We start from the raw sequence: 21,326 nt of genomic DNA, 5'->3' as shown, positions 1-21,326 counted from the left end.
CTTGCAGGCGGGTGGGGCGGGGTGGCACGGGCCGCGGGCAACAAAAAACCCCTCGTGCCACAGGCACGGAGGGGTCAGCGCGTCGGTCGGAGGACCGGCGCGCTAGGCGATTACGAGGCTGAGCGGGCAGCCGTCGTGAAGCATGCAGGCGCGAGGCACCTGCACACTGTGCGCCTCACGGGCGCGGCTCGTCAACCAGCCTGTCCCACCAGGTGGACGTCTGTGTCCACATCCGACGGCTGCGCGTCGAGGATCGCAGGATCGAAGGCCTCCAGGAACGCCGGCAGGTCCTCGATCGCCATCGGCCGGCCCAGCAGCCAGCCCTGGACGTAGCGGCACTCCATGTCCCGCAGGGCGTGCAGCTGACCGGCGGTCTCGACCCCCTCCGCGACGACGTCCATGCCCAGCGTGCGCCCGAGGTCGATGACGGCTGCCACGAGCGCCGCCCCACGCGGGTCCGATTCGATGTCGCCGATGAACTCGCGGTCCATCTTGAGGACGTCGACCGGGAGACGGGCGAGGTAGGCCAGCGAGGAGTAGCCGCGGCCGAAGTCGTCCAGCGAGATGATGCAACCCATGTCCCGGAGCGTGGCCAGATCGCTCTGCAGGCGGTCCTCCGCGTCGAGCATGATCGATTCGGTGACCTCGATCATCAGCCGGTGCGGTGGCACACCCGAGTCCGCGAGAGCCGCCGCTACGTCCGGGGCGAGGCACCCGGCCTGCAGGTGCCGCACGGACACGTTCACCCCGAGCTTGAGGTCCCGGTCGTCGACCAGCAGGCCGGCGAAGTCAGCCGTCGCCTTCCGCAGGACCCACTGCTGCAGCGGCACGATCAGGCCGTCGGCCTCGGCGAGCTCGATGAACTCGTCCGGGGGCACGGTCCCGAGCACCGGGTGGTCCCACCGGACGAGGGCCTCCAGGCCCAGGATCCGGCGATCCTCGACGCCGGCCACCGGCTGGTAGACGACCCGGAACTGCTCCTCCTCGAGCGCCGTCGGCAGGTCGGCTGCGAGCTGCGCCCGGCGCCCCATGGCGCTGTCGATGGTGTGACCTGCCGTGCGGACGCAGTTCTTGCCCGCTGCCTTGGCCGCGCGCAGGGCGAGATCGGCACGCCGGATGGTCGTGGCCACCTCGTCGGCGGGGTTCAGTTCGGTGACCCCGATGCTCCCGGAGATGTCGAAGACGACGCCGTCGGCGTACCCCCTGGCACCGACGTCCGGCCGGACCGTGTGCAGGTCGGCGACGATGCGCTCGGCGAGCGCCGTCGCCTCTTCCATCCCGTTCCGCACGAGGAGGGCGAACTCGTCGCCACCCAGCCGGCCGACCACGTCGCCGTCGCGGACGTTGGCCCGGAGCCGGTCGGCGACCTGGACCAGCAGGTGGTCGCCCGCCTCGTGCCCGGCGATGTCGTTCACCGGCTTGAAGCCGTCGAGGTCCAGCAGCAGGAGGCAGGCCGCCTCCCCGCTCGCCGCCTGCGCCCTGGCCGTGGCCAGGGCGGCCATCAGCCGCGCCCGGTTCGGGAGCCCGGTCAGGAAGTCGGTGTAGGCCAGCCGCTCCAGCTCGCGCTGGCCGGCGCGTCGCTCGGTGACGTCCCGCAGGTGCAGCACGAGACCGTCCCGCAGCGCAGTGCCCGGCACCCCGGCGCGCGCGGCGCCGGAGACCTCCACGTCGCGCCATCCCCCGTCCTGCGTGCGCAGCCGGACCGTCGCCGGGAGGCCGGTGGGCCGAGCTCCGGAGAGCACCGCGGAGGCCCGGTCGACCATCCCCCGGTCGTCGGGGTGGAGCAGCACGGTGAGGTTGCGCCCGGTGAGGTCCTGGGCGGCCCACCCCAGCTGGGCCCGGACCGCTCCGGACAGCCAGGTGACGGTCCCCTGCGCGTCCACGACGGCGGTCACGTCCTCGGCACTGTTGACCAGGGCGCGGAAGTAGGCCTCGGTCCGCTGCAGTCGCCCCGTGAGCCGGGCGCCGTCCCGCGCCCACAGCAGCTGACGGACGAAGCTCAGGGTCAGCAGTGCGCCGAGCCCCAGACCCTCCAGCATGGACGCCGATCGGCCGCCGATCAGCTGGACCAGCACGAGGCCGCCGACGGCATAGGACGACACCGTGCTCAGGAGGAAGCCGAGCAGCGGCAGGCTGCCGGACGGCTCGAGCACCTCCTCGGGCTCCCCGGGGTCGGTGTCGACGGCACGGATGGCCGCGGCGAGCATCGCCGTCCACGCCGTCTGGGTGAGCACCGCGGCGGTGTCGCTGCCCAGGTACCGGCCGAGAGCGCCGGACACCGCCACGACGGTCATGGCGAGGACTGCGACCAGCAGCCAGGCGGCCGCCGGCCGGCGCGCGTCGTGCACACGGGCCAGCGCGACGAGCCCGACCCCGCACAGCAGCGCCCCCACTGCCGGGTAGCCGACCGTGATGAGCGCCGACGCGGCACCGTCGGTCCGCGCCATGACGTCGCGCAGGATCACCGCCCCGAGCAGGGCCACGGCCACGAGCACGACGGCACCGTCGAGCAGCACCCGGGAGCCGATGCGGCGTCCGGCGCTGGGCGGCAGGAGCAGGAGGCAGGCGGCGACGACGGCCGGAACGGCCAGCAGTGTCGGGACGTCGCCCCAGTTGCCCCGTTCCGGGCCGACCCAGGTGACCGTCGCGACGGCCTGGCCGACGGCGAGGAACACCCCCGCCAGTCCGAGGGCCCGCCACGGACGGGCCGAGCGGGTGGGCAGTAGGGCGGCGTGCCGGAAGACGACCGTCGCCGTGAGCCCGGACGCCAGGGCCAGGAGCGGAGGCGTCATGCCGGCCGAGGGCGCGGCGAGACGCAGCACGGCCATGACCAGTGCGATCGCCGCGAGCACCAGGTAGGCGGTCCGCGACTCGAGGCGAGTGGTGGTGCTCATCGGGCGCCGACGAGTCCGGGCAGGACCACCTCGTCGCCGTCGGCGAGCAGCTCGGTGATCCCGGACAGCGGCATCGGACGGGCGATCACGAAGCCCTGGGCGAAGCCACATCCGAAGCTGCTGAGCGTGGCGAGTTGCGCCGGGGTCTCGACACCTTCGGCGACGACGTCGAGGCCCAGCGCCCGGCCGATGCCGACGACGGACTCGCACAGCGCCCGACTCTGCGGGTCACGGTCGATGCGGGTGATCAGGGACCGGTCGAGCTTGACGATGTCGATGGGGAGCCGGGTCAGGTTGGCCAGCGCCGAGGAGCCGCTGCCGAAGCCGTGGAGCGCGACGTGCACGCCCATGAGCCGGAGGCTGGAGACGTCCAGCTTCAGCCGGTCGTCGTCGGCCATCACCGCCCCGGGACTGATCTCCAGGACCAGGCGCTCCGGTGCGAGGCCCGAGACCCGCAGGGCGGACTCGACGTCGCCGACCAGCGTGCCGCCGGCCAGGTAGCGGCTCGGCACCTTCGTGCCGATGCGCAGCGGGGCACCCACCGAGGGCATGCGGCTGGCCGCGGTGGCCGCCTCCTCCAGGCTCCAGCGCACCAGCTCACCGATGAGACCGGCGCGTTCGGCCAGCGGGAGGAACTCGGCGGCCGGGATCTCGCCGAGGGTTCCGTGCCGCCACCGCAGGTCGGCCTCGACGCCGGTGATCCGGCGCTCCCCCAGCGAGACGATGGGCTGGAAGAGCAGGTACAGCTCGCCCCGGGCGCGAGCGCCCTGCAGGTCGTGGCGCAGCCGGGCGCGACGCGCGGCGGCGTCGCCCAGCGAGTCGTCGTAGCGCCGGGCGGAGCCCGGACCGACGTCGTGGGCGGCCCGGACGGCGAGATCGACCCGCTCCAGGACGGCCTCCACACTCGAGTCGCGATCGATCGCCGCGATGCCGATCCCGGACGTCAGCTCGACGAGCCCGGCGGAGGTCCGGATCGGCTGCTCGACGACCGACAGGCAGCGACCGGCCAGCCGGTCGACGTCCGCGTCGTCCCCGTGCGCGAGGACGGCGAACGCCCCGCCGCCCATGCGGGCGACGATGTCCTCGCCGCGCACGGCGGCGCGCAAGCGGCGGCCCACCTCCGCCACGGCTGCGGTCACGGTCTCGCGGCCGGCGTTCTCCCGGACGGCGGTCAGGCCGTCCAGCTCGATCATCAGCAGCGTGGTGGGCACACCCACCGGATCGGTCGGCGCCGCCTGCAGCGACCGGAGGACACCCGCTCGGTTGGGCAGGCCCGTCATCGGATCGGTGTAGGCGATGGCCTGCAGCGCCTGCTCGCGGGCATGCCGCTCGGTCATGTCGCGGCAGTGCAGCACCACGGCACCGACGTCCGGGTCGTCCCGCAGGTCGGAGAGGCTTGCCTCCAGGTACCGCCATTCCCCCGCCGCGTCCTGCAGCCGGAGCGTGAGCAGGCCGCTCCCCGTCGGCGGCGGGCGGAGCCTCCCGGCGACGTCGGGCAGCGCCGCGGTCAGGGCGGGCAGGTCGTCGGGGTGGACGGACGTCAGCAGCGACCGTCCCACCAGCGCGGACGCGGCGTCCCCCAGGGAACGGTCGAGAGCCGGCGACGCCCAGCGGATCGTGAGGACGTCGTCCACCATGACGACGGCGTCACCGCCGGCCTGCACCACCGAGCGGAAGTGGGCCTCGCTGCGCCGGAGGCGGGCGGTGAGCCGGTGCTCCTCGCGCGCGGTCAGCCACCGGTGCACGGCGGCCAGGGCGACGCAGAACACCAGACCGGCGATCATCCCGGGCGTCGGCCGCACGCCGGTCAGCGCGACGCCGCCGACCGTGACGACCGCCGCCAGCAGCGCGAGGTGGGGCAGGACCTGTCCCAGGTCGAGCGAGCGCCGTCCCTGTGGGCGGGAGGTCGCCACGACCGGCCGGGCGTCCAGGAGCACGGCCAGGGCGAGGAGGAGCAGGCCCGCGGCCACCGGGAACCGGGCGGCGCCCAGCTGCACCGGCGACCCGGAGAGCATCGCCGACGTACCGAGGCCGCGGCCGGCGGTGAGCAGCGCGGTGCCGGCCAGGAGGACGACGGCCATCGTCCGGCGACTGGGCTCCACGACGCTCAACGCGGTGAGTGCCGCCGCCATCGTGGCCGAGGTGGTGAGCACGGCGGCGGCCAGGACCGCCCCCTCGTCCACGCCGAGCGCCGACCGGTGATCGGCGGGGCCCGCGACGAGCAGGCTGACCATGACCAGCGACGCGAAGAGGAACAGGGCCACCTCGACGGCGACCCGGGGCCGGACGCGCAGCCCGCGGCAGTCGACGAGGCTCAGGATCGCGACGATGGCGATCAGGTAGCCCGGCACCGTCGGCACCCAGCGGAACACCGCCAGCTGGACGGGGTCGAGGGGATCGGCGAGCGCGGCGACCAGCGCTCCCGCGACCGGGAGCAGCGGGGCCACGGCGAACAACCGCCAGGCGCGCGGGCGGGCGGTACGTGCAGCCGTGGACCACAGCACCGCCGAGGCGAGCAGGCCGGCGGCCGCGACCGCGATCTCTCCGGCGGTGTGCAGCGCAGGTCGCGCCGCGGCCAGGGCACACCCGAGCGCGACCGGCACCGCGGCGGCGAGCAGCCACCATCGACGGGAGTCCACACCGTTCCCTCGGCAGCCGGGGACGGCTGGACGAGCCGGCCGGTGCCGCCGTCACCCGTCGGGGTGACCCCCGCTGGGGGCGGGCTCAGCCGCAGATGGCGCCCTGCGCCGCCGACCCCACGAGCTTGGCGTACTTGCCCAGCACCCCGGTCGTGTAGCGCGGCGGGAGCGGGCTCCAGCCCTCCCGCCGGCGGGCGAGCTCATCGACGTCCACCAGCAGGTCGAGGGTCCGGTTGGCGAGGTCCAGCCGGATCGGGTCACCGTCGCGCACGAAGGCGATGGGACCGCCGTCGGTGGCCTCCGGGGCGACGTGGCCGATGCACAGACCCGTCGTGCCGCCTGAGAATCGGCCGTCGGTAAGAAGGAGCACGTCCTTGCCGAGGCCGGCTCCCTTGATGGCGCCGGTGACGGCGAGCATCTCCCGCATGCCGGGGCCGCCCCTCGGGCCCTCGTACCGGATGACGACGACATCGCCGGGCTCGAGGGTGCCGTCGGTGACGGCGTCCATGGCGCCCTGCTCGCCGTCGAACACCCGGGCGGTGCCCTCGAAGACGTCGGTGTCGAAGCCGGCCGACTTCACCACCGCCCCGTCCGGGGAGAGCGAGCCCCGCAGGATGGTGAGCCCACCGGTCCTGTGGATGGGCTCGCTCATGGCGTGGATGATCGCGCCGTCCGGGTCCGGCGGGGCGATCTCGGCCAGGTTCTCCGCCATGGTCTTGCCGGTCACGGTCAGCACGTCGCCGTGCAACAGCCCCGCGTCCAGCAGCGCACGCAGCACCACGGGGACGCCGCCGATGCGGTCGACGTCGGTCATCACGTAGCGACCGAACGGCTTGACGTCGGCCAGGTGCGGGGTCCGGTCGCCGATCCGGTTGAAGTCCTCGAGCGAGAGCTCGACCCGGGCCTCGTGTGCGATCGCCATGAGGTGCAGGACCGCGTTGGTCGAGCCGCCCAGCGCCATCACGACGGTGATGGCGTTCTCGAACGCCTCCCGCGTCATGATCTGCCGGGCCGTGATGCCCTTGCGGAGCAGGTTCACCACCGCCTCGCCGGAGGCGACCGCGAACGCGTCCCGGCGGCTGTCGGGCGCCGGCGGGGCGGCGCTGCCGGGCAGCGCCATGCCGAGCGCCTCGGCCACGCTGGCCATCGTGTTGGCGGTGTACATGCCACCGCAGGAGCCCATGCCGGGGCAGGCCGCCTTCTCGATCGCGGTGAGCTCGTCCCGGCTGATCAGGCCCCGCGCGCAGGCGCCGACGGCCTCGAACACGTCGATGATCGTGAGGTCGCGGTCGCCGAGCTTCCCCGGGAGCGTGGAGCCGGAGTAGAGGAAGACGCTGGCGAGGTCGAGGCGGGCGGCGGCCATCAGCATCCCGGGCAGCGACTTGTCGCACCCGGCGAGCAGCACCGAGCCGTCCAGCCGCTCGGCGAACATGACCGTCTCCACGGAGTCGGCGATCACCTCGCGGGAGACGAGCGAGGCACGCATGCCCTCGTGGCCCATGGAGATGCCGTCGGAGACCGAGATCGTGCCGAACTCCAGCGGGAACCCACCGGCGGCGCGCACGCCCTCCTTGGCCCGCTTGGCCAGGCGGTCCAGCGAGAGGTTGCAGGGGGTGATCTCGTTCCAGGACGACGCGACGCCGATCTGCGGCTTCGCGAAGTCCTCGTCGCCCATGCCGACCGCGCGCAGCATGGCGCGGGCGGGGGCCTTGGCATCCCCGTCGGTCACCTCGAAGCTGCGCGGCTTGAGCGGACTGCGCGTCTCGCTGGCGGAGTCGTTGCCGGGGATGAGGTCCTCACCGATCGTCACGGCGGCGATGCTAGGCCCGTTCCCCGCGGGCGCCGAGTCGGTGGTGATACTGGTACCGGTACCACCACCGAGCCGGGGAGCCCCGTGACCGCCACCGCCCGCCGGGAACTCGCCGAGTTCCTCGGCTCCCGCCGTCGCCAGCTGGCGCCGGGCGCGGTGGGCCTGCCCGCGGGCGGGAACCGCCGGACCCCCGGCCTGCGCCGGGAGGAGGTCGCGCTCCTCGCCGGGGTGAGTCACACCTGGTACACGTGGCTGGAGCAGGGCCGCGACATCCGGCCGTCCCGCCAGGTGATGGACGCGCTCGCCCGGACCCTGCGCCTGTCGCCGGCCGAGCACGAGTACCTCCTGCGGCTCTCCGGTCACGGCGGCGCGACGTCGTCCGGGGCCGTCGAGGCCATGCCGGCCCACCTGCAGCGGCTGCTGGACGCCCTGGGCTCCTCCCCCGCCTACGCGATCACCTCGGGGTGGTCGATCGTGGGCTGGAACTCCGCCTACGAGAACCTGTATCCCGGGGTGGCCGCGGTGCCCGCCGCCGACCGGAACCTGCTGTGGGTGGTCTTCACCGACCCTGCCGTCCGCACGCTGCTCGGCGACTGGGCGGGCGACAGTCGACGGTTCCTCACCCAGTTCCGTGCCGAGGTCGGTCCCCGCCTGGCCGACCCCGAGATCGTGGATCTCGTCACCCGGCTGCAGGCGGCGAGCCCCGCGTTCCGCGAGGGCTGGGCGAGCCACGACGTCGACCGCTTCAGCTCGACGGAACGGCGCTTCGAGCACCCGGTCGTGGGCACCCTCGCGCTGGAGCACCACCAGCTGACCCCCGCGGACGCCCCGGGCCTCCAGCTGGTGGTCTACACCGCGGCCGCGGGCAGTGACAGCGCCGTCAAACTGGCTCGACTGCTCGGATGACGCGTCTGGGAGGATCGGCCGCCGTGGACTCCCCTGCCCGGCTGCGGATGAACCGGACGGCGCTGTTCCCGGTAGGCCTCCTGGCCGTCTGCACCGTGCCGCTGGCCTTCGCGGCGGCCTGGACGCCGATCCTGCTGCTGATCCCCCTCATGGTGGCGCTCTGGGTGCTGCGCGCCGGGGTGGACATCGCCGACGAGGGGCTGACCGTGCGCTCCACGTTCGGGCAGCGGCAGGTTCCGTGGAGGGACGTCGCGGGGATCCGCGTCGCCCCGCGCGGGGACCTGTGGCTGGTGACGACCTCGGGCACGGAGATCCGGCTGCCGGTCATGCGGGCCCGCGACCTCCCCCGCCTGGCCGCGCTCTCCGGCGGCCGGATCGAGGTTCCGGCACCGCCGGCTCAGTAGCTGTCGACGACGCTCGCGAGGTCCTCGCCGGCGAGGATCCGGGCGATCTGCTCGGTGACCGCGGCGGCAGCCCGGGCGTCGGTCTCCGGCACGGCGCCCCCGACGTGCGGCGTGAGCAGCAGCCCCGGCGCGGACCACAGCGGATGCCCCGGGGGCAGCGGCTCCGGATCCGTCACGTCCAGGGCCGCACGGAGCCTGCCCCGGGTGAGCTCGGCGAGGAGGGCGTCGGTGTCGACGACCACGCCCCGGGCGGCGTTGACCAGCAGCGCACCGTCGGCCATCGCGGCGAGGAAGCCGGCGTCCACCATGCCTCGGGTCTCCGGCGTGACGGGCACGATGAGGACGACGACGTCGGCGTGCGGCAGGAGCTCGGGAAGCTCGTCGATGGCCCGCACCCCGTCCCGGGCGGTCCGCGCGACGTAGGTCAGGTCGACGTCGAACCCGGCCAGCATCCGACCGATCGCCCGGCCGATGTCACCGGCGCCCACCACCAGGACCCGGGCGCCGACCATCGACCGGTGGGTGCCGAAGGACCAGCGCCCGCCGTCCTGCTCGCGGACGAAGAACGGGATACCCCGCTGGGCGGCCAGCATCGCGGTGACCGCCCACTCCGCCGTCGACGGGGTGTGCGCCCCGCGGGCGTTGCACAGCAGCACTCCGTCGGGGAGCCGGCCGGCGAAGTTCTCCGCACCCGCCGTGAGCAGCTGCACGAGCCCGAGGTGAGGCAGCCCCGCGAAGAAGCCGTCGGTCGGCAGCGTCGCGCCGGCGGAGCGCGGCACCCAGACCCGGGCGAGCGCGGCATCCCCTGCCGGCGGACCGTCGTCGGGATCGATGCGGTGGGCACGGACGCGGGGCGAGAGCGACTCCACGGCCGCCCCGATGGCGCGGGAGGGAACGAGCACGTGCAGGGTCTCGTCGGGTTCCAGGGGCAGCTTCGGCACGTCCGGACTCTAGGCGGCGGGCCGTCCGGCGCACGTACTGTGATCCGCGTGGGACGACGGGCGGGCACACGGATCTCGCGGCTGCTCGCCGCGGTCCTCACCGCCGTCGTCCTGTCCGGGTGCGGGGACGACGGCTACCAGCCCAGCGGGCCCTTCCGCCCGTTGCCCGAGGGCCCGCCGCCGCAGGTGGGGCCGCCGTCGTCGAGCGCCCCGATCCCGGGCGATCCCGCGCAGCCCGGGTCCGGCGAGGAGGCCGGGGACCCGAACGTGGTCGCGTCCGGGCTCGCCGTCCCGACCGGGTTGGTCCTGCTGCCCGACGGGAGCGCGGTCGTCGGCGAGCGCGACACCGGCCGGCTGCTGCAGGTGTTCGCCGACCGCTCCCCCGCCCGCGAGCTCATGACGGTGCCGGGCATCGACACCGCCGGCGACGGAGGCCTGCTCGGGCTGGCGATCTCCCCGACGTTCCTCGAGGACGGCCTGTTCTACGCCTACGTGTCGACCGCCACCGACAACCGGGTGGTGCGCTTTCCGCTCGGCGGGACGCCGAACCCCGTGCTCACCGGTATCCCGAGGGGCGAGACCCACAACGGCGGTGGCCTGCTCTTCGCCCCCGACGGGACCCTCTTCGTCGGCACCGGCGACGTCGGCGACCCGGCGCTGGCCCAGGATCCGACCTCGCTGGCGGGGAAGGTGCTGCACATCGACGTCTTCGGAGGTGCGGTGGGCGCCGGCCCCGTCCACAGCACCGGCCACCGCGACGTGACGGCGTTGTGCCAGTCACTGGAGCCCGGCGAGGTGGGAGCGCCCGGCGGCGAGGGCGCCCCGACGGCGACCCTCTACGCCACCGACGACGCCGCGGTGGGCCCGGACGCGGTGGACCGGGTCGCCGAGGGAGGCGACTACTCCGTCCTGCCTCCGCTGATCGAGATCCCCGCCGAGGAGGGCGGACCGGGCGGCTGTGCCGCGGCGGGCAACGCGGTCTTCGTCGGCGCGCTGGACGGCCAGCGGGTCCACGCGTACACCCTCGACGGCACCGGTGCGGTGGTGGGCGACCCGGAGGAGTTCCTCGGTGGCCAGTACGGGCGGCTGCGCACCGTCGTCCTGGACGCCGAGGGCGCGCTCTGGATCACCACGTCCAACCGCGACGGCATCGGCACGCCGGTCGAGGAGGACGACCGGGTACTCCGGATCCTGCCGCCGTCCGCAGCCGGTACGTCGCCGCTCTGAGCCACGCGCGCCGCTGACCTCAGCCGCTACTGCTCGGCCGACTCACCGCCTGAAAGCGGGGGTCACAACAACTGATCCGAGGGCATCTCTGCGGCAGCGGGGCTGGTGTAGTCAGGCTTGCGGTCCGTACTCCTCGTGGTCCAGCGGACTTCGTGTTCCAGCAATGTCGGCATGGTCAGCAGCGGCCCGGGGAGCACGCGGTCGAGCAGCTCGTGCTGTTCGACCGCCTCGCCATGTCGTTGAGGTCGCCCGGCGTGTGGCCGGCGGATGACACGGTCACCGCTTGATCCTTCGGGTCCGGTCACGGCGTTGTCGAAGATCACCGTGCCATTCCTGATCGCCCACGGGGCCGACGACCGGCAGATCCCGCTGGAGTACGCGCACCCGGTGCTACGAGCAGGCGGTCAACAGCCCCCAGCGGGAGCTGCGCGTGTTCACGCCGGAGGAGGGCGCGACCGAGCACATCGGCCTGGATCACCTGTCCTACGTCATCACGTTCATCGCCGACTGGGTGACTGACACCTTACGTTCATCGCCGACTGGGTGACTGACACCTTCGCCGAGCTGGAGCGCTGATCGGCAGCCCTGCGGGGGCACGCGGCCATCGGTAGCCGGGGCGGCGCTTGTCGGCTCGTCGACTTGTGGTCGAGTCGACATGCGCCGTCCCCCGGCGGTCAGAAGGGTGGAGGGTCGTCCGCCGGGTCGTACGGCGGTGGTTCGGGTTCCGGTGGCCGCAGGCCGGGTGGCCGGGTGGTGCGGGTGATCCCGGACGGGCTGGTGACGTGCAGGGTGCCGTCGGGGTCCATGCGGAAGACCCAGCCGCGGGCGAAGGTCTTCAACCGGTGATGGGAGCGGCAGGCACAGCACAAGTTCGTGCACGTCGTGGGCCCGCCCTGGGCGTGCGGGACCACGTGGTCGAGGTCGGCCCAGCCGGCCCGCTGCCCGCAGTTGGGCATGCGGCACCGGCGATCCCGGGTCTTCACGAACCGACGCTGGGCGGCCGTCGGCTCGTAGCCGTCGGTCGGCGGGGGCATGCCGGCCACCGGGCAGCTGCACCCCACATCGGCCGCATCGGCGTCGGTCCCGTCGGTGTCAGAACGCCCCGCCTCCGGATGCTCAGCTTCCGGGTGCTCAGCTTCCGAGTGCTCAGCTTGCGGATGCGTCTGCTCAGGCTGCACCTCGTCGGGCTGCTCGATATCGCAGTCGTCGGCGTCCGGGTTGTCGGCCTGCGGCTGCTGGGCCGCCGGCGGCGTGTCGGGGTGGTCGGGGCAGCCCTTCGCCGCCAGGCGAGCCAGCTCGGCGGCGGTGACGGTGGCCAGCAGTCGCCCGTGCTCGTCGGTGAGCGCGAACGTCAGCGACCCGCCCTCGGGGGTGGTCAGGCCGAGGGCGCCGACGCGGCGGAGCAGATCACGCAGGTGAGCGGCGGTGATCGCGAACCCGTTGACCTCGCCGCCCCGGGTCCCGCCGCGTGTGGTCGCGCCCTCCAGCCCCTCGAGGGTGGCGCTGACGGCCAGATTGACCGTGACGCCGGGCAGGCCGTGGTCGGCCGGCCGCAGGATGAGCATCGCGTGGATCGCGGCCCGGATCTGCCCGATCGGCCGCGGATCACCGTCGGCCTTGGCCATCCTCGCCAGCTGGTCGATCACGTCGTAGCAGGCCGCCGCCTCCTCGGCCGTCATGTCCCCGGCCAGGGTCGCCATGCCGTCGCCGGTGTCGTAGGCGCGCACGTCGGCGGCCTGCTTGGCCTCCTCGTGGCGCTCGTCGATCGCGGTGGCGTCCAGTTCGGCCAGCAGCTCCAGCGCCCGCGACCGCAGCCGGGCCGGCGACAGATCGCCCGCCTCCGGGAGCAGCGCCGCCTCCACCGCACCGGCCAGCTCCGGCGTGGTGTGCTGCAGCGCGTCGGCGAGCACCCCGGCCCGGCGTTCGTCGATCTCCCCGCGGCGCAGCGCGGCGAACGTGGCCGGCAGTTTCTGTTGCCACGTGTAGGCCCGCCGGGCCCGGAAGGCGGCGGTGCCCCGGCCCAGATTGATCGCGTGGGCCACCTCGTCGGGAAAGAACTCACTCACCCCGGGAAACTCCGGATCGGTCTTCCGCCACGTCCGGCTGCGGGCACCCGGCGTCCCCGCGGGCGGATCGTCGGCGTCGGGACGTAGTTCGGCCAGCCGCAGGATCAGATCCGCCTCCCGGGCAGCGTCCCGCGCCCGGTTGCGCTGGATCCGCCCCAGCTCGGCGGCGACGTCCTCGTCATCCAGCCACGACACGGGCAGCCGCGACCCGGACTCCGGCTGGGCCCGCAGCCAGTCATCCACCAAGGCCTCCACCCTGGAGGTACCCGCCGTCCGCTGCACGAGTCGAACATACGTGCGACCACCGACAGTTTCGGTGCCGTTCAGCCCGGACGTACATCCCGGCCACGGGCCGGCGACACCTGCGCTCAGGCTCGGCTTGTCGTCGTTGACCTGAGAGTCCCCATCACGACGTCGCGCCCTGGTGGGTCGATCTCCTGCCGGCCGGTGTGGTGGCCAGGCCCACGCTGCTGAGCATGGTTCCGGTCGCGGCGCGGACCGACGCCGAGGTCGCGGTCCGTCCCGCCCAGCAACGTTCGGGCCGCAGACGCGTCAGGGACAGCACGCGGGAGCCCACGTACGTTCTGGGTCCTGGTCATCCCGCGAGGCGATCGGCCGTCCCTGACCTGGAACGAGGTGAGGACGCTCTACCCCGGCACGGCGGGCGTGACCTACCTCGACTCCGCGGCCGTCGGCCTGATCTCGACCCGAGTCCGGGACGCCATGACCGCCGTGCTATCCGAGCACCAACAGCTCGGAATCGCGGCCGCACCGAGCTGGCGCGAGCACGCCGGCCACGTCCGTGCCTCCGTCGCCCGTCTGGTCGGTGGCCAAGCCGGCCGGATCGCATTCACCCAGAACACCAGCACGGGACTGGCCACCGTGACCAACGGTCTGGACTGGCGCGACGGCGACAACGTGGTCGTCCCCGCCGGGGAGTTCCCCAGCAACTTCTACCCGTGGCTGCAGCTGCGGCGGCGCGGCGTGCAGGGTCCGCGAGGTCGCCGTGACGGACGGCCACGCCCCGGTCGACGACATCGTGGCCGCCCTCGACGCCCGCACGAGGATCCTGGCGATCAGCGCAGTGCAGTACTCCTCGCCACGGCTACGACCTAGCCGCGCTCCGGACTACCTGCCAGAACGGTGACGTGCTGTTCGTCGTCGACGGCACCCAGGCCGTCGGCGCCGTCACCGTCGACGCCGGACTCCACGGGATCGACGTTCTCGCGGTCAGCGCGCACAAGTGGATGCTGGGCCCCTTCGGGATCGGCTTCACCCACTTGTCGGCCCGGGCCATGGAGCGGCTCGCCCCGTCCACCGTCGGCTGGCTCAGCGTCGAGGACCCGTTCGCCTTCGACCACGAACCGGTGCTCGCCCACGACGGCCGCCGGTTCGAGTCCGGCACCGAGAACAGCGCCGGCATCGCCGGGCTCGGTGCCACCGTCGACCTCCTGCACGAACTGGGCCGCCAGCGGGTCGAGGAACGGGTCCTCGACCGTGCCGCCCGACTCGCGGCACTGCTGGAGGAGGCCGGGATGACCGTCCACCTCCCTGATCGGGACGACCGGCGCTCGGGCATCGTGATCACCAGCAGCCCGGCCATCCCGCACCAGATCCTGTACGAACGACTGCTGTCGCAGGGAGTCCGCTGCTCCCCGCGCGGCGACGGCCTGCGCTTCGCGCCCCACTACTTCACCAGCGACTCGGACCTGGATCGCACCGCAGAAAAGCCTCGACCTGCTGGCGTAGCCGCGCGGCGCTGAGGTCCCGTGTGGGACGGACGGATCACGAAACGCTGAGGCGCTCCTCGAGCATGCGCTTGACCGTGGCGGCGTCGGCCTTGCCGCGGGTGGTCTTCATGACCGCCCCCACGAGCGCGCCGATGGCCTGCACCTTGCCGCCCCGGACCTTCTCGGCGACGTCGGGGTTGGCCTCGATGGCGGCGTCCACGGCAGCGACGAGCTCGTCGGACTCGCCCAGCACGGCCAGCCCACGGGCTTCGACGACCGCGGCCGGGTCGCCCTCCCCGGCCAGCACGCCGTCGAGGGCCTGCCGCGCCAGCTGGTCGTTGATCGTGCCGGCGGAGATCAGCCCGATCAGCTGGGCCACCTGCGTCGGCGTGACGGCCAGCGCGGCCAGCTCGACGCCGGCGTCGTTGGCGCGGCGGGCCAGCTCGCCCAGCCACCACTTCCGGGCGTCGGACGGCGACGCCCCGGCGGCGACGGTGTCGCTGACCAGCTCGACGGCGCCGGCGTTGACCAGCCAGGCCATCTCGGTCGGGGAGATCCCCCACTCCTCGGACAGCCGCGCCCGGCGGGCGGCGGGCAGCTCGGGCAGCGTGGCGGCGAGCTTGCCGACCCACTCCTCGTCGGGCGCGACCGGCACGAGGTCGGGCTCGGGGAAGTACCGGTAGTCGGTCGCCTCCTCCTTGCTGCGCCCCGGTGAGGTGGTCCCGGTGTCCTCGTGGAAGTGCCGGGTCTCCTGGAGCACCCGGCCGTCGGTGTCCAGCACGGCGGCCTGACGGCGCATCTCGAAGCGGACGGCGCGCTCCACCGACCGCAGCGAGTTCACGTTCTTGGTCTCCGTGCGGGTGCCCCACTCCAGGCTGCCGATCGGCGCGAGGGAGGTGTTCACGTCGCAGCGCAGGTTGCCCTGCTCCATGCGGACCTCGGAGACGCCGAGCGCCAGCAGGATCTCGCGGAGTTCGGTGACGTAGGCCTTGGCCACCTCGGGAGCCTTGGCCCCGGCTCCCGGGATCGGCCGGGTGACGATCTCCACCAGAGGGATGCCCGCGCGGTTGTAGTCGATCAGCGAGTGGTCGGCGCCGTGGATCCGGCCGGTGGAGCCACCGACGTGCAGGTTCTTGCCGGTGTCCTCCTCCAGGTGCACCCGCTCGATCTCCACGCGGTACGTCTCGCCGTCGACCTCGACGTCGAGGTGCCCGGCGGTGCACAGCGGCTCGTCGTACTGCGTGGTCTGGAAGCCCTTGGGGATGTCCGGATAGAAGTAGTTCTTCCGGGCGAAGCGGCACCAGGTGGCGATCCGGCAGCCGAGCGCCAGGCCGATGCGGATGGTCGACTCGATCGCCATCGCGTTCGCCACCGGCAGCGAGCCGGGCAGGCCCAGGCAGGTCGGGCAGGTCTGGGTGTTGGGCTCTGCCCCGAACGTCGTCGAGCAGCCGCAGAACATCTTCGAGGCGGTGCCCAGCTCGACGTGGGTCTCAAGGCCGATCACCGGTTCGTAGCGGGTGAGGACCTCGTCGAAGTCGACCAGCGTGTCGGTGCTCACGACGTGGGGCCCTCCTTGCGGGCGGGACGGTCCGAGGCGGGACGGAGGGCCAGCAGCGCACCCGCCGCCGTCACGACGCCCAGGACGATGAAGACGGCGAAGACGGCGCGGTCGGTGACGATCCAGCCGACGATCCCGGCCAGGATCACGAAGGCGGTGAGCGCCCAGGCTGCCTTGAGAGCGCCGTTCATGCGCCACCCACCGGCTGGGCGTCCCGGCGGGACAGCTGGTCGAGGAAGCGCGACCCGCGGGCGGCGTCCTGCGCGGCCTCCAGCGCGGCGGCCACCTGGTAGCAGCGGTCGTCGGCGAGCGCCGGGGCCATGATCTGCAAACCGACGGGCAGGCCGTCGGACAGCCCGCAGGGCACCGAGATGGCCGGCACCCCGGCCAGGCTGGCCGGCAGGGTGCAGAGGTCCGCGGCGTACATGGCGACCGGGTCGTCGACGCGGGAACCGAGCGGGAACGCCACGGTCGGCGTGGTGGGGCTGACGAGGACGTCCACGTCCGCGAACCCGGCCGAGAAGTCCCGGCTGATCAGCGTCCGCACCTTCTGCGCCTGGCCGTAGTACGCCTCGTAGTAGCCGCTGGAGAGCGCGTACGTCCCCAGGATGATCCGCCGCTTCACCTCCGCGCCGAACCCTTGCTCGCGGGTGAGCGCCATGACCTCGTCGAGGTCGCGGTTCCCGTCGTCCCCCACCCGTAGGCCGTAGCGGACGCCGTCGAACCGGGACAGGTTGGACGACGCCTCGCTCGGGGCGATGAGGTAGTAGGCGGGCAGCGCCAGGTCGAACGCGGGGCAGGACACCTCGCGCACCTCGGCGCCCATGCTCTCCAGCAGCGCGACGGCCTCCGCGACGCGGGCGAGGACGCCGTCCTCGTAGCCGTCGGTGTGTCCCTCGCCGCCCAGCTCGCGGACGACCCCGACCTTCAGGCCGGAGAGGTCGCCTTCCGCACCTCGACGCGCGCACTCGGCGAGCACGGGCATGGGGGCGTCGATGCTCGTGGAGTCCAGCGGGTCGTGCCCGCCGATCGCCTCGTGGAGCAGCGCGGCGTCCAGGACCGTGCGGGCCATCGGGCCGGCCTGGTCCAGGCTCGAGGAGAAGGCGATGAGGCCGTAGCGGGAGACCGACCCGTAGGTCGGCTTGTGGCCGACCAGGCCAGTGAGGGCCGCGGGCTGGCGGATCGAGCCACCGGTGTCGGTGCCGATCGCCCACGGGGCCATACCCGCGGCGACCGCCGCGGACGAGCCGCCGGAGGACCCGCCCGGGATCCGCTCGGGGTTCCAGGGGTTGCGGGTGACGCGGTAGGCCGAGTTCTCCGTGGAGGAGCCCATCGCGAACTCGTCCATGTTGGTCTTGCCGAGGAGCACGGTGTCGGCAGCCTTGAGGCGCGCGGCGACCGTGGCGTCGTAGGGGGGCTTCCAGCCGTCGAGGATCTTCGAGCCGCTGGTGGTCGGGACGCCCTCGGTGACGACGACGTCCTTGAGCGCCACCGGGATGCCGGCGAGGCCGGTGCCGGCGGTGCCGGCGCCGTCGATCGCGGCGGCACGCTCGAGCGCCGCCTCCGGGTCGACGTGCAGGTAGGAGCCGAGGGCGTCGTCGTCGGCCGCGATGCGGTCCAGGTACGCCTGGGTGATGCCGGCGGCCGTGGCGCCGTCCCGCAGCGCGCTCTGCAGTTCGCTCACCGTCATGGTGGTGACGTCGCTGCTCACGCGCCCTCCTCGCTGGCGCTCGTCGGAGCGCGTTCGCGGGGCTGCTGTGTCCTCGGGTGAGCTCGCGAGCTCGCTCACTGCTCCTCCCCCAGGATGCGCGGCACGCGGAAGCGGTCGTCCTCGGCTGCGGGCGCCCCGGCGAGGACGGCGTCGCGGGGCAGGCTCGGCCGGGCGACGTCCTCGCGGAAGACGTTGGTCATGGGCACCGCGTGCGTGGTCGGCGGCACGTCCTCGACGGGAGCCTTCTGCACCTGCGCGACGGCGTCGAGGACGGCAGACAGCTGGCCGGCGTAGAGGTCGAGCTCCTCGTCGGTCACCGCCAGGCGGGACAACCGCGCCAGATGGGCGACATCCTTCCGGGAGAGCGTGCTCATGCTGGGATGGAACTCCACTTCGCAGTGCTCGGCGGCTCGGCTCTCGGCCGCGTACGTGACCGGGCCACTCTACGTGGGGCCCGTTCGAGGGCCTCGGCTGCGGAAGCGGCGTGAGAAGCTGCACGCACCGCGATCGACGGAGATCGGCCTGCCCGCGAGGACGACCCGGAGGAACCGTGTCCTATCTCCTGCGCCTGGTGGTGCCCGACAAGCCCGGCATCCTGGGCGCCGTCGCCACGGCGCTCGGCACCGCCGGCGTCGACATCGTCTCCCTCGACGTCCTGGAGCGCGGCAACGGTGTGGCCGTCGACGACGTCGTCGTGGACCTCCCGGCCGGCCGGCTGCCCGACAGCCTGATCACGGCCGCGGAGGCGGTGCCGGGGGTGTCGGTCGAGTCGCTGCGCCCCTTCGCCGGACCGCTGGACACCCACCGCGAACTGGAGTTGCTGGACGCCCTGGCGCGGGCCGCGGAAGGCACGTCGGCCAAGCTGCTGGCGGCCGAACTCCCCCGGGTGTTCCACAGCGGCTGGGCGGTCGTGCTGTCGGCGGTCGAGCCCTCCGCGGCGGACGCCCCACCGTGGGAGGTGGCGGCGGCCTCCGACGCCGCGCCTGCCTTCGAGGGGCTCACGCTGCCCTGGATGCCGCTGACCGGCCCCCGCCTGCTGCCCAGCGACGACGAATGGCTGCCGGAACGCTGGCAGGAGATGGCCATCGAGATGATGGCCGCCCCCTACGGCGGCCCAGGGTGCGCGGTGGTGCTCGGCCGGTCGGGCGGCCCGGCGTTCCGCCGCTCGGAGCTCATGCGGCTGGCGCACCTCACCGGCATCGCCACCACCGTGGCCACGCTGCCGCCCGTCTGAGTCAGTCCGAGCCGTCGCCGATCGTCGCGACGTCGCGCGCCGCGTCCGGCCCGTCGGCCAGCAGCACCGCGAAGCCGTCGTCGTCGAGGACCGGCGCCTTGACCTGCACGGCCTTGTCGTACTTGCTGCCCGGATCGGCACCCACCACGACGAACCCGGTCTTCTTCGACACGGAGCCGGTGACCTTGCCGCCGCGCTCCTGGATGGCGGCGATCGCCTGGTCGCGGCTGTAGTCGCGCAGCGACCCCGTGACGACCACGGTGACGCCGGTCAGCGGGCCGGGCCCGGCCTCGCTGCCCTCGTCGACCATGCGGACGCCGGCGTGCCGCCACTTCTCCACGACGTCGCGGTGCCAGTCGACCTCGAACCAGTCGCGCACCGAGCGGGCAATCGTCGGGCCGACCCCGTCGGCGGCCGCGAGCTCCTCCTCCGACGCCTCCCTGATGCGGTCCAGCGACCGGAAGTCCCGGGCCAGTGCCTGCGCCGCCGTCGGTCCCACGTGCCGGATGGAGAGCGCCACGAGGACCCGCCACAGCGGGACGTCCCGGCGGCTCTGCAGGTTGGCCAGCAGCTTGGCCCCGTTGGCCGACAGGGCGCCGTCCTTCTTCGTGAAGAACGACGAGCGCTGCAGCTGCTCGGCGTCGAGGAAGAAGAGGTCGCCCTCGTCCTGCAGCAGCCCGCTCTGCAGCAGCGCGATCGCCGCCTCGTAGCCGAGGTTCTCGATGTCGAAGGCACCGCGGCCGGCGACGTGGAAGACCCGCTCCCGCAGCTGCGCAGGGCAGGAGCGGGAGTTCGGGCAGCGGATGTCGGCGTCGCCCTCCTTCTCCGGCCGCAGCTCCGTGCCGCACTCGGGGCAGTGGGTGGGCATGACGAACTCGCGCTCGGAGCCGTCGCGGGCCGCGACCACCGGCCCGAGCACCTCGGGGATGACGTCGCCGGCCTTGCGGATGACCACCGTGTCGCCGATCAGCACGCCTTTGCGCTTGACCTCGCTCGCGTTGTGCAGCGTGGCCAGTTGCACCGTCGAGCCGGCGACCTTGACCGGCTCCATGTGGGCGAACGGGGTGACCCGCCCGGTGCGGCCGACGTTGACCCGGACGTCGAGGAGCTTCGTCGTCGCCTCCTCCGGGGGGTACTTGAAGGCGATCGCCCACCGCGGTGCCCGCGACGTCGACCCGAGCCGCCGCTGCAGGGTGTACTGGTCGACCTTCACCACGACGCCGTCGATCTCGTGCTCGACGGAGTGCCGCTGCTCGCGGTACCGCTCGATGAAGGCCCACACGCCGGAAAGATCGTCGACGACCTCGGAGCGGCCGCTCACCGGCAGGCCGAGGTCGCGGAGCCGGAAGTAGACCGCCGACTGGCGGCCGACCTCGAGACCGCGGTGGGCACCCAGGCCGTGGACGACCAGGCGCAGCGGCCGCGAGGCGGTGACGCGGGGGTCCTTCTGGCGCAGCGAGCCGGCCGCGGCGTTGCGCGGGTTGGCGAACGGCGCCTTGCCCTGCTCGACCATGCCGGCGTTGACGTCGGCGAAGGCGGCCACCGGGAAGTAGATCTCGCCGCGCACCTCGAGCAGCTCGGGGACGTCGTTCCCGGTCAGCTGCTGCGGGACGCCCTCCATCGTGCGGACGTTGGCGGTGACGTCCTCCCCCGTCGTCCCGTCCCCGCGGGTGGCGGCGCGGACCAGCCGGCCCTTCTCGTAGACGATCGCGACGGCGACGCCGTCGACCTTCAGCTCGCACAGGTAGTCCGCCCCGGCCGCGCCCTCCCGCTCCACCCGGGCGGCCCAGGCGGAGAGCTCGTCGCTGGAGAACGCGTTGTCGAGGCTCTGCATGCGCTCGAGGTGCTGCACCGGCGCGAAGGTGGCGGTGAACCCGCCGTTGACCTTCTGGCTCGGCGAGTCGGGCGTGACCAGGGCCGGATGAGCCGCTTCGACGGCCTTCAGCCCGGCCATCAGCTCGTCGTACTGGCCGTCGCTGACCAGCGGCTCGTCGCGCACGTAGTAGGCGAAGGCGTACCGGTCGAGCTCCTCCGACAGGTCCCGGTGCCGGGTCCGCGCGTCGTCGGGGACCTCGGTGACGTCCTCCCGGTCGGGGGCGGCGCCCACCGCGGGTGCGTCCAGCCCGGCCTCGCTGCTCATCGGAGTGCTGCCCACGGGCGAACGGTATCCGGCGGGTACGATGGCCAACCGGGGGTTCCCCGCTCG

The 21,326-nt window shown here is 73.5% G+C and carries 17 protein-coding genes; 6 read left to right on the top strand and 11 right to left on the bottom strand.

Annotated elements, in window-relative coordinates:
• Window positions 1-191: 191 nt before the first annotated feature.
• The 3 genes from FHU33_RS05790 to ilvD all read right to left on the bottom strand — a co-directional run bounded on the left by FHU33_RS05790 (window position 192) and on the right by ilvD (window position 7,343).
• Window positions 192-2,894, bottom strand: a complete 2,703-nt coding sequence (locus FHU33_RS05790) for a GGDEF domain-containing phosphodiesterase (RefSeq protein WP_142024493.1) — start codon at window positions 2,892-2,894, stop codon at window positions 192-194.
• Window positions 2,891-5,533, bottom strand: coding sequence for a putative bifunctional diguanylate cyclase/phosphodiesterase (locus FHU33_RS05785; RefSeq protein ID WP_142024492.1), 2,643 nt, complete (start codon window positions 5,531-5,533; stop codon window positions 2,891-2,893). Before FHU33_RS05785 ends, FHU33_RS05790 begins: the two co-directional genes overlap by 4 nt.
• An 85-nt stretch (window positions 5,534-5,618) precedes the next feature.
• Complete coding sequence (gene ilvD / locus FHU33_RS05780; RefSeq protein WP_142024491.1) at window positions 5,619-7,343, bottom strand: dihydroxy-acid dehydratase; 1,725 nt, start codon at window positions 7,341-7,343, stop codon at window positions 5,619-5,621.
• 84 nt (window positions 7,344-7,427) lie between these two features.
• Here ilvD and FHU33_RS05775 point away from each other — a divergent pair, with 84 nt between their 5' ends.
• Both FHU33_RS05775 and FHU33_RS05770 read left to right on the top strand, forming a co-directional pair.
• The gene (locus tag FHU33_RS05775; protein ID WP_142024490.1) at window positions 7,428-8,249 is read left to right on the top strand and encodes a helix-turn-helix transcriptional regulator; all 822 of its coding nucleotides are present in this window, start codon (window positions 7,428-7,430) and stop codon (window positions 8,247-8,249) included.
• Window positions 8,246-8,653 (top strand): PH domain-containing protein, encoded by a 408-nt coding sequence (locus tag FHU33_RS05770; protein ID WP_142024489.1) that lies wholly within the window; start codon window positions 8,246-8,248, stop codon window positions 8,651-8,653. The genes FHU33_RS05775 and FHU33_RS05770 overlap by 4 nt, the downstream gene beginning before the upstream one ends.
• On the opposite strand, the gene FHU33_RS05765 is transcribed toward FHU33_RS05770, so the two are convergent.
• Window positions 8,647-9,594 carry a 2-hydroxyacid dehydrogenase gene (locus tag FHU33_RS05765; RefSeq protein ID WP_211355012.1) on the bottom strand — a complete coding sequence of 316 codons (948 nt, stop codon included), beginning with the start codon at window positions 9,592-9,594 and terminating at the stop codon, window positions 8,647-8,649. The two genes, FHU33_RS05770 and FHU33_RS05765, sit on opposite strands and share 7 nt — an antisense overlap.
• 48 nt (window positions 9,595-9,642) lie before the next feature.
• Here FHU33_RS05765 and FHU33_RS05760 point away from each other — a divergent pair, with 48 nt between their 5' ends.
• Complete coding sequence (locus FHU33_RS05760) at window positions 9,643-10,821, top strand: PQQ-dependent sugar dehydrogenase (protein WP_142024488.1); 1,179 nt, start codon at window positions 9,643-9,645, stop codon at window positions 10,819-10,821.
• A gap of 62 nt (window positions 10,822-10,883) precedes the next feature.
• Here FHU33_RS05760 and FHU33_RS25330 read toward each other — a convergent pair whose 3' ends face one another.
• The gene (locus tag FHU33_RS25330) at window positions 10,884-11,144 is read right to left on the bottom strand and encodes a hypothetical protein (RefSeq protein WP_211355011.1); all 261 of its coding nucleotides are present in this window, start codon (window positions 11,142-11,144) and stop codon (window positions 10,884-10,886) included.
• A gap of 351 nt (window positions 11,145-11,495) precedes the next feature.
• Window positions 11,496-13,130 (bottom strand): HNH endonuclease signature motif containing protein, encoded by a 1,635-nt coding sequence (locus FHU33_RS25690; protein WP_246063291.1) that lies wholly within the window; start codon window positions 13,128-13,130, stop codon window positions 11,496-11,498.
• Between the two features lie 393 nt (window positions 13,131-13,523).
• Here FHU33_RS25690 and FHU33_RS26145 point away from each other — a divergent pair, with 393 nt between their 5' ends.
• Window positions 13,524-14,003, top strand: a complete 480-nt coding sequence (locus tag FHU33_RS26145) for an aminotransferase class V-fold PLP-dependent enzyme (RefSeq protein ID WP_170182333.1) — start codon at window positions 13,524-13,526, stop codon at window positions 14,001-14,003.
• A gap of 32 nt (window positions 14,004-14,035) precedes the next feature.
• A complete protein-coding gene (locus tag FHU33_RS26140; protein ID WP_142024486.1) occupies window positions 14,036-14,650 on the top strand; it encodes an aminotransferase class V-fold PLP-dependent enzyme in 615 nt (204 codons plus the stop codon).
• 22 nt (window positions 14,651-14,672) lie between these two features.
• On the opposite strand, the gene gatB is transcribed toward FHU33_RS26140, so the two are convergent.
• The 4 genes from gatB to gatC all read right to left on the bottom strand — a co-directional run bounded on the left by gatB (window position 14,673) and on the right by gatC (window position 18,260).
• A complete protein-coding gene (gatB, locus tag FHU33_RS05730; protein ID WP_142024485.1) occupies window positions 14,673-16,175 on the bottom strand; it encodes an Asp-tRNA(Asn)/Glu-tRNA(Gln) amidotransferase subunit GatB in 1,503 nt (500 codons plus the stop codon).
• Window positions 16,172-16,366: a hypothetical protein gene (locus FHU33_RS05725; RefSeq protein WP_142024484.1), complete on the bottom strand. Its 195-nt coding sequence runs from the start codon at window positions 16,364-16,366 to the stop codon at window positions 16,172-16,174. Before FHU33_RS05725 ends, gatB begins: the two co-directional genes overlap by 4 nt.
• On the bottom strand, window positions 16,363-17,886 hold the full coding sequence (gene gatA / locus FHU33_RS05720; protein ID WP_246063290.1) for an Asp-tRNA(Asn)/Glu-tRNA(Gln) amidotransferase subunit GatA: 1,524 nt from the start codon (window positions 17,884-17,886) through the stop codon (window positions 16,363-16,365). The genes FHU33_RS05725 and gatA overlap by 4 nt, the downstream gene beginning before the upstream one ends.
• 74 nt (window positions 17,887-17,960) lie before the next feature.
• Window positions 17,961-18,260 carry an Asp-tRNA(Asn)/Glu-tRNA(Gln) amidotransferase subunit GatC gene (gene gatC, locus FHU33_RS05715; RefSeq protein WP_142024483.1) on the bottom strand — a complete coding sequence of 100 codons (300 nt, stop codon included), beginning with the start codon at window positions 18,258-18,260 and terminating at the stop codon, window positions 17,961-17,963.
• Between the two features lie 176 nt (window positions 18,261-18,436).
• On the opposite strand from gatC, the gene FHU33_RS05710 reads away from it, so the two are divergent.
• Window positions 18,437-19,120: an ACT domain-containing protein gene (locus tag FHU33_RS05710; protein ID WP_142024482.1), complete on the top strand. Its 684-nt coding sequence runs from the start codon at window positions 18,437-18,439 to the stop codon at window positions 19,118-19,120.
• 1 nt (window position 19,121) lies between these two features.
• Here the strand turns inward: FHU33_RS05710 and ligA are convergent, their stop codons facing one another.
• Window positions 19,122-21,275, bottom strand: a complete 2,154-nt coding sequence (gene ligA, locus FHU33_RS05705) for an NAD-dependent DNA ligase LigA (RefSeq protein ID WP_246063289.1) — start codon at window positions 21,273-21,275, stop codon at window positions 19,122-19,124.
• Between the last annotated feature and the right edge of the window lie 51 nt (window positions 21,276-21,326).

This window comes from Blastococcus colisei (genome assembly GCF_006717095.1).
Taxonomy (GTDB): domain Bacteria; phylum Actinomycetota; class Actinomycetes; order Mycobacteriales; family Geodermatophilaceae; genus Blastococcus_B; species Blastococcus_B colisei.
This window is presented reverse-complemented; position numbering and strand designations above follow the sequence as displayed.

Coding starts and splice junctions, on each gene's coding strand:
- gatC (WP_142024483.1), bottom strand. CDS start 18,260: ATGAGCACGCTCTCCCGGAAGGATGTCGCCCATCTGGCGCGGTTGTCC.
- FHU33_RS05725 (WP_142024484.1), bottom strand. CDS start 16,366: ATGAACGGCGCTCTCAAGGCAGCCTGGGCGCTCACCGCCTTCGTGATC.
- FHU33_RS05790 (WP_142024493.1), bottom strand. CDS start 2,894: ATGAGCACCACCACTCGCCTCGAGTCGCGGACCGCCTACCTGGTGCTC.
- FHU33_RS05770 (WP_142024489.1), top strand. CDS start 8,246: ATGACGCGTCTGGGAGGATCGGCCGCCGTGGACTCCCCTGCCCGGCTG.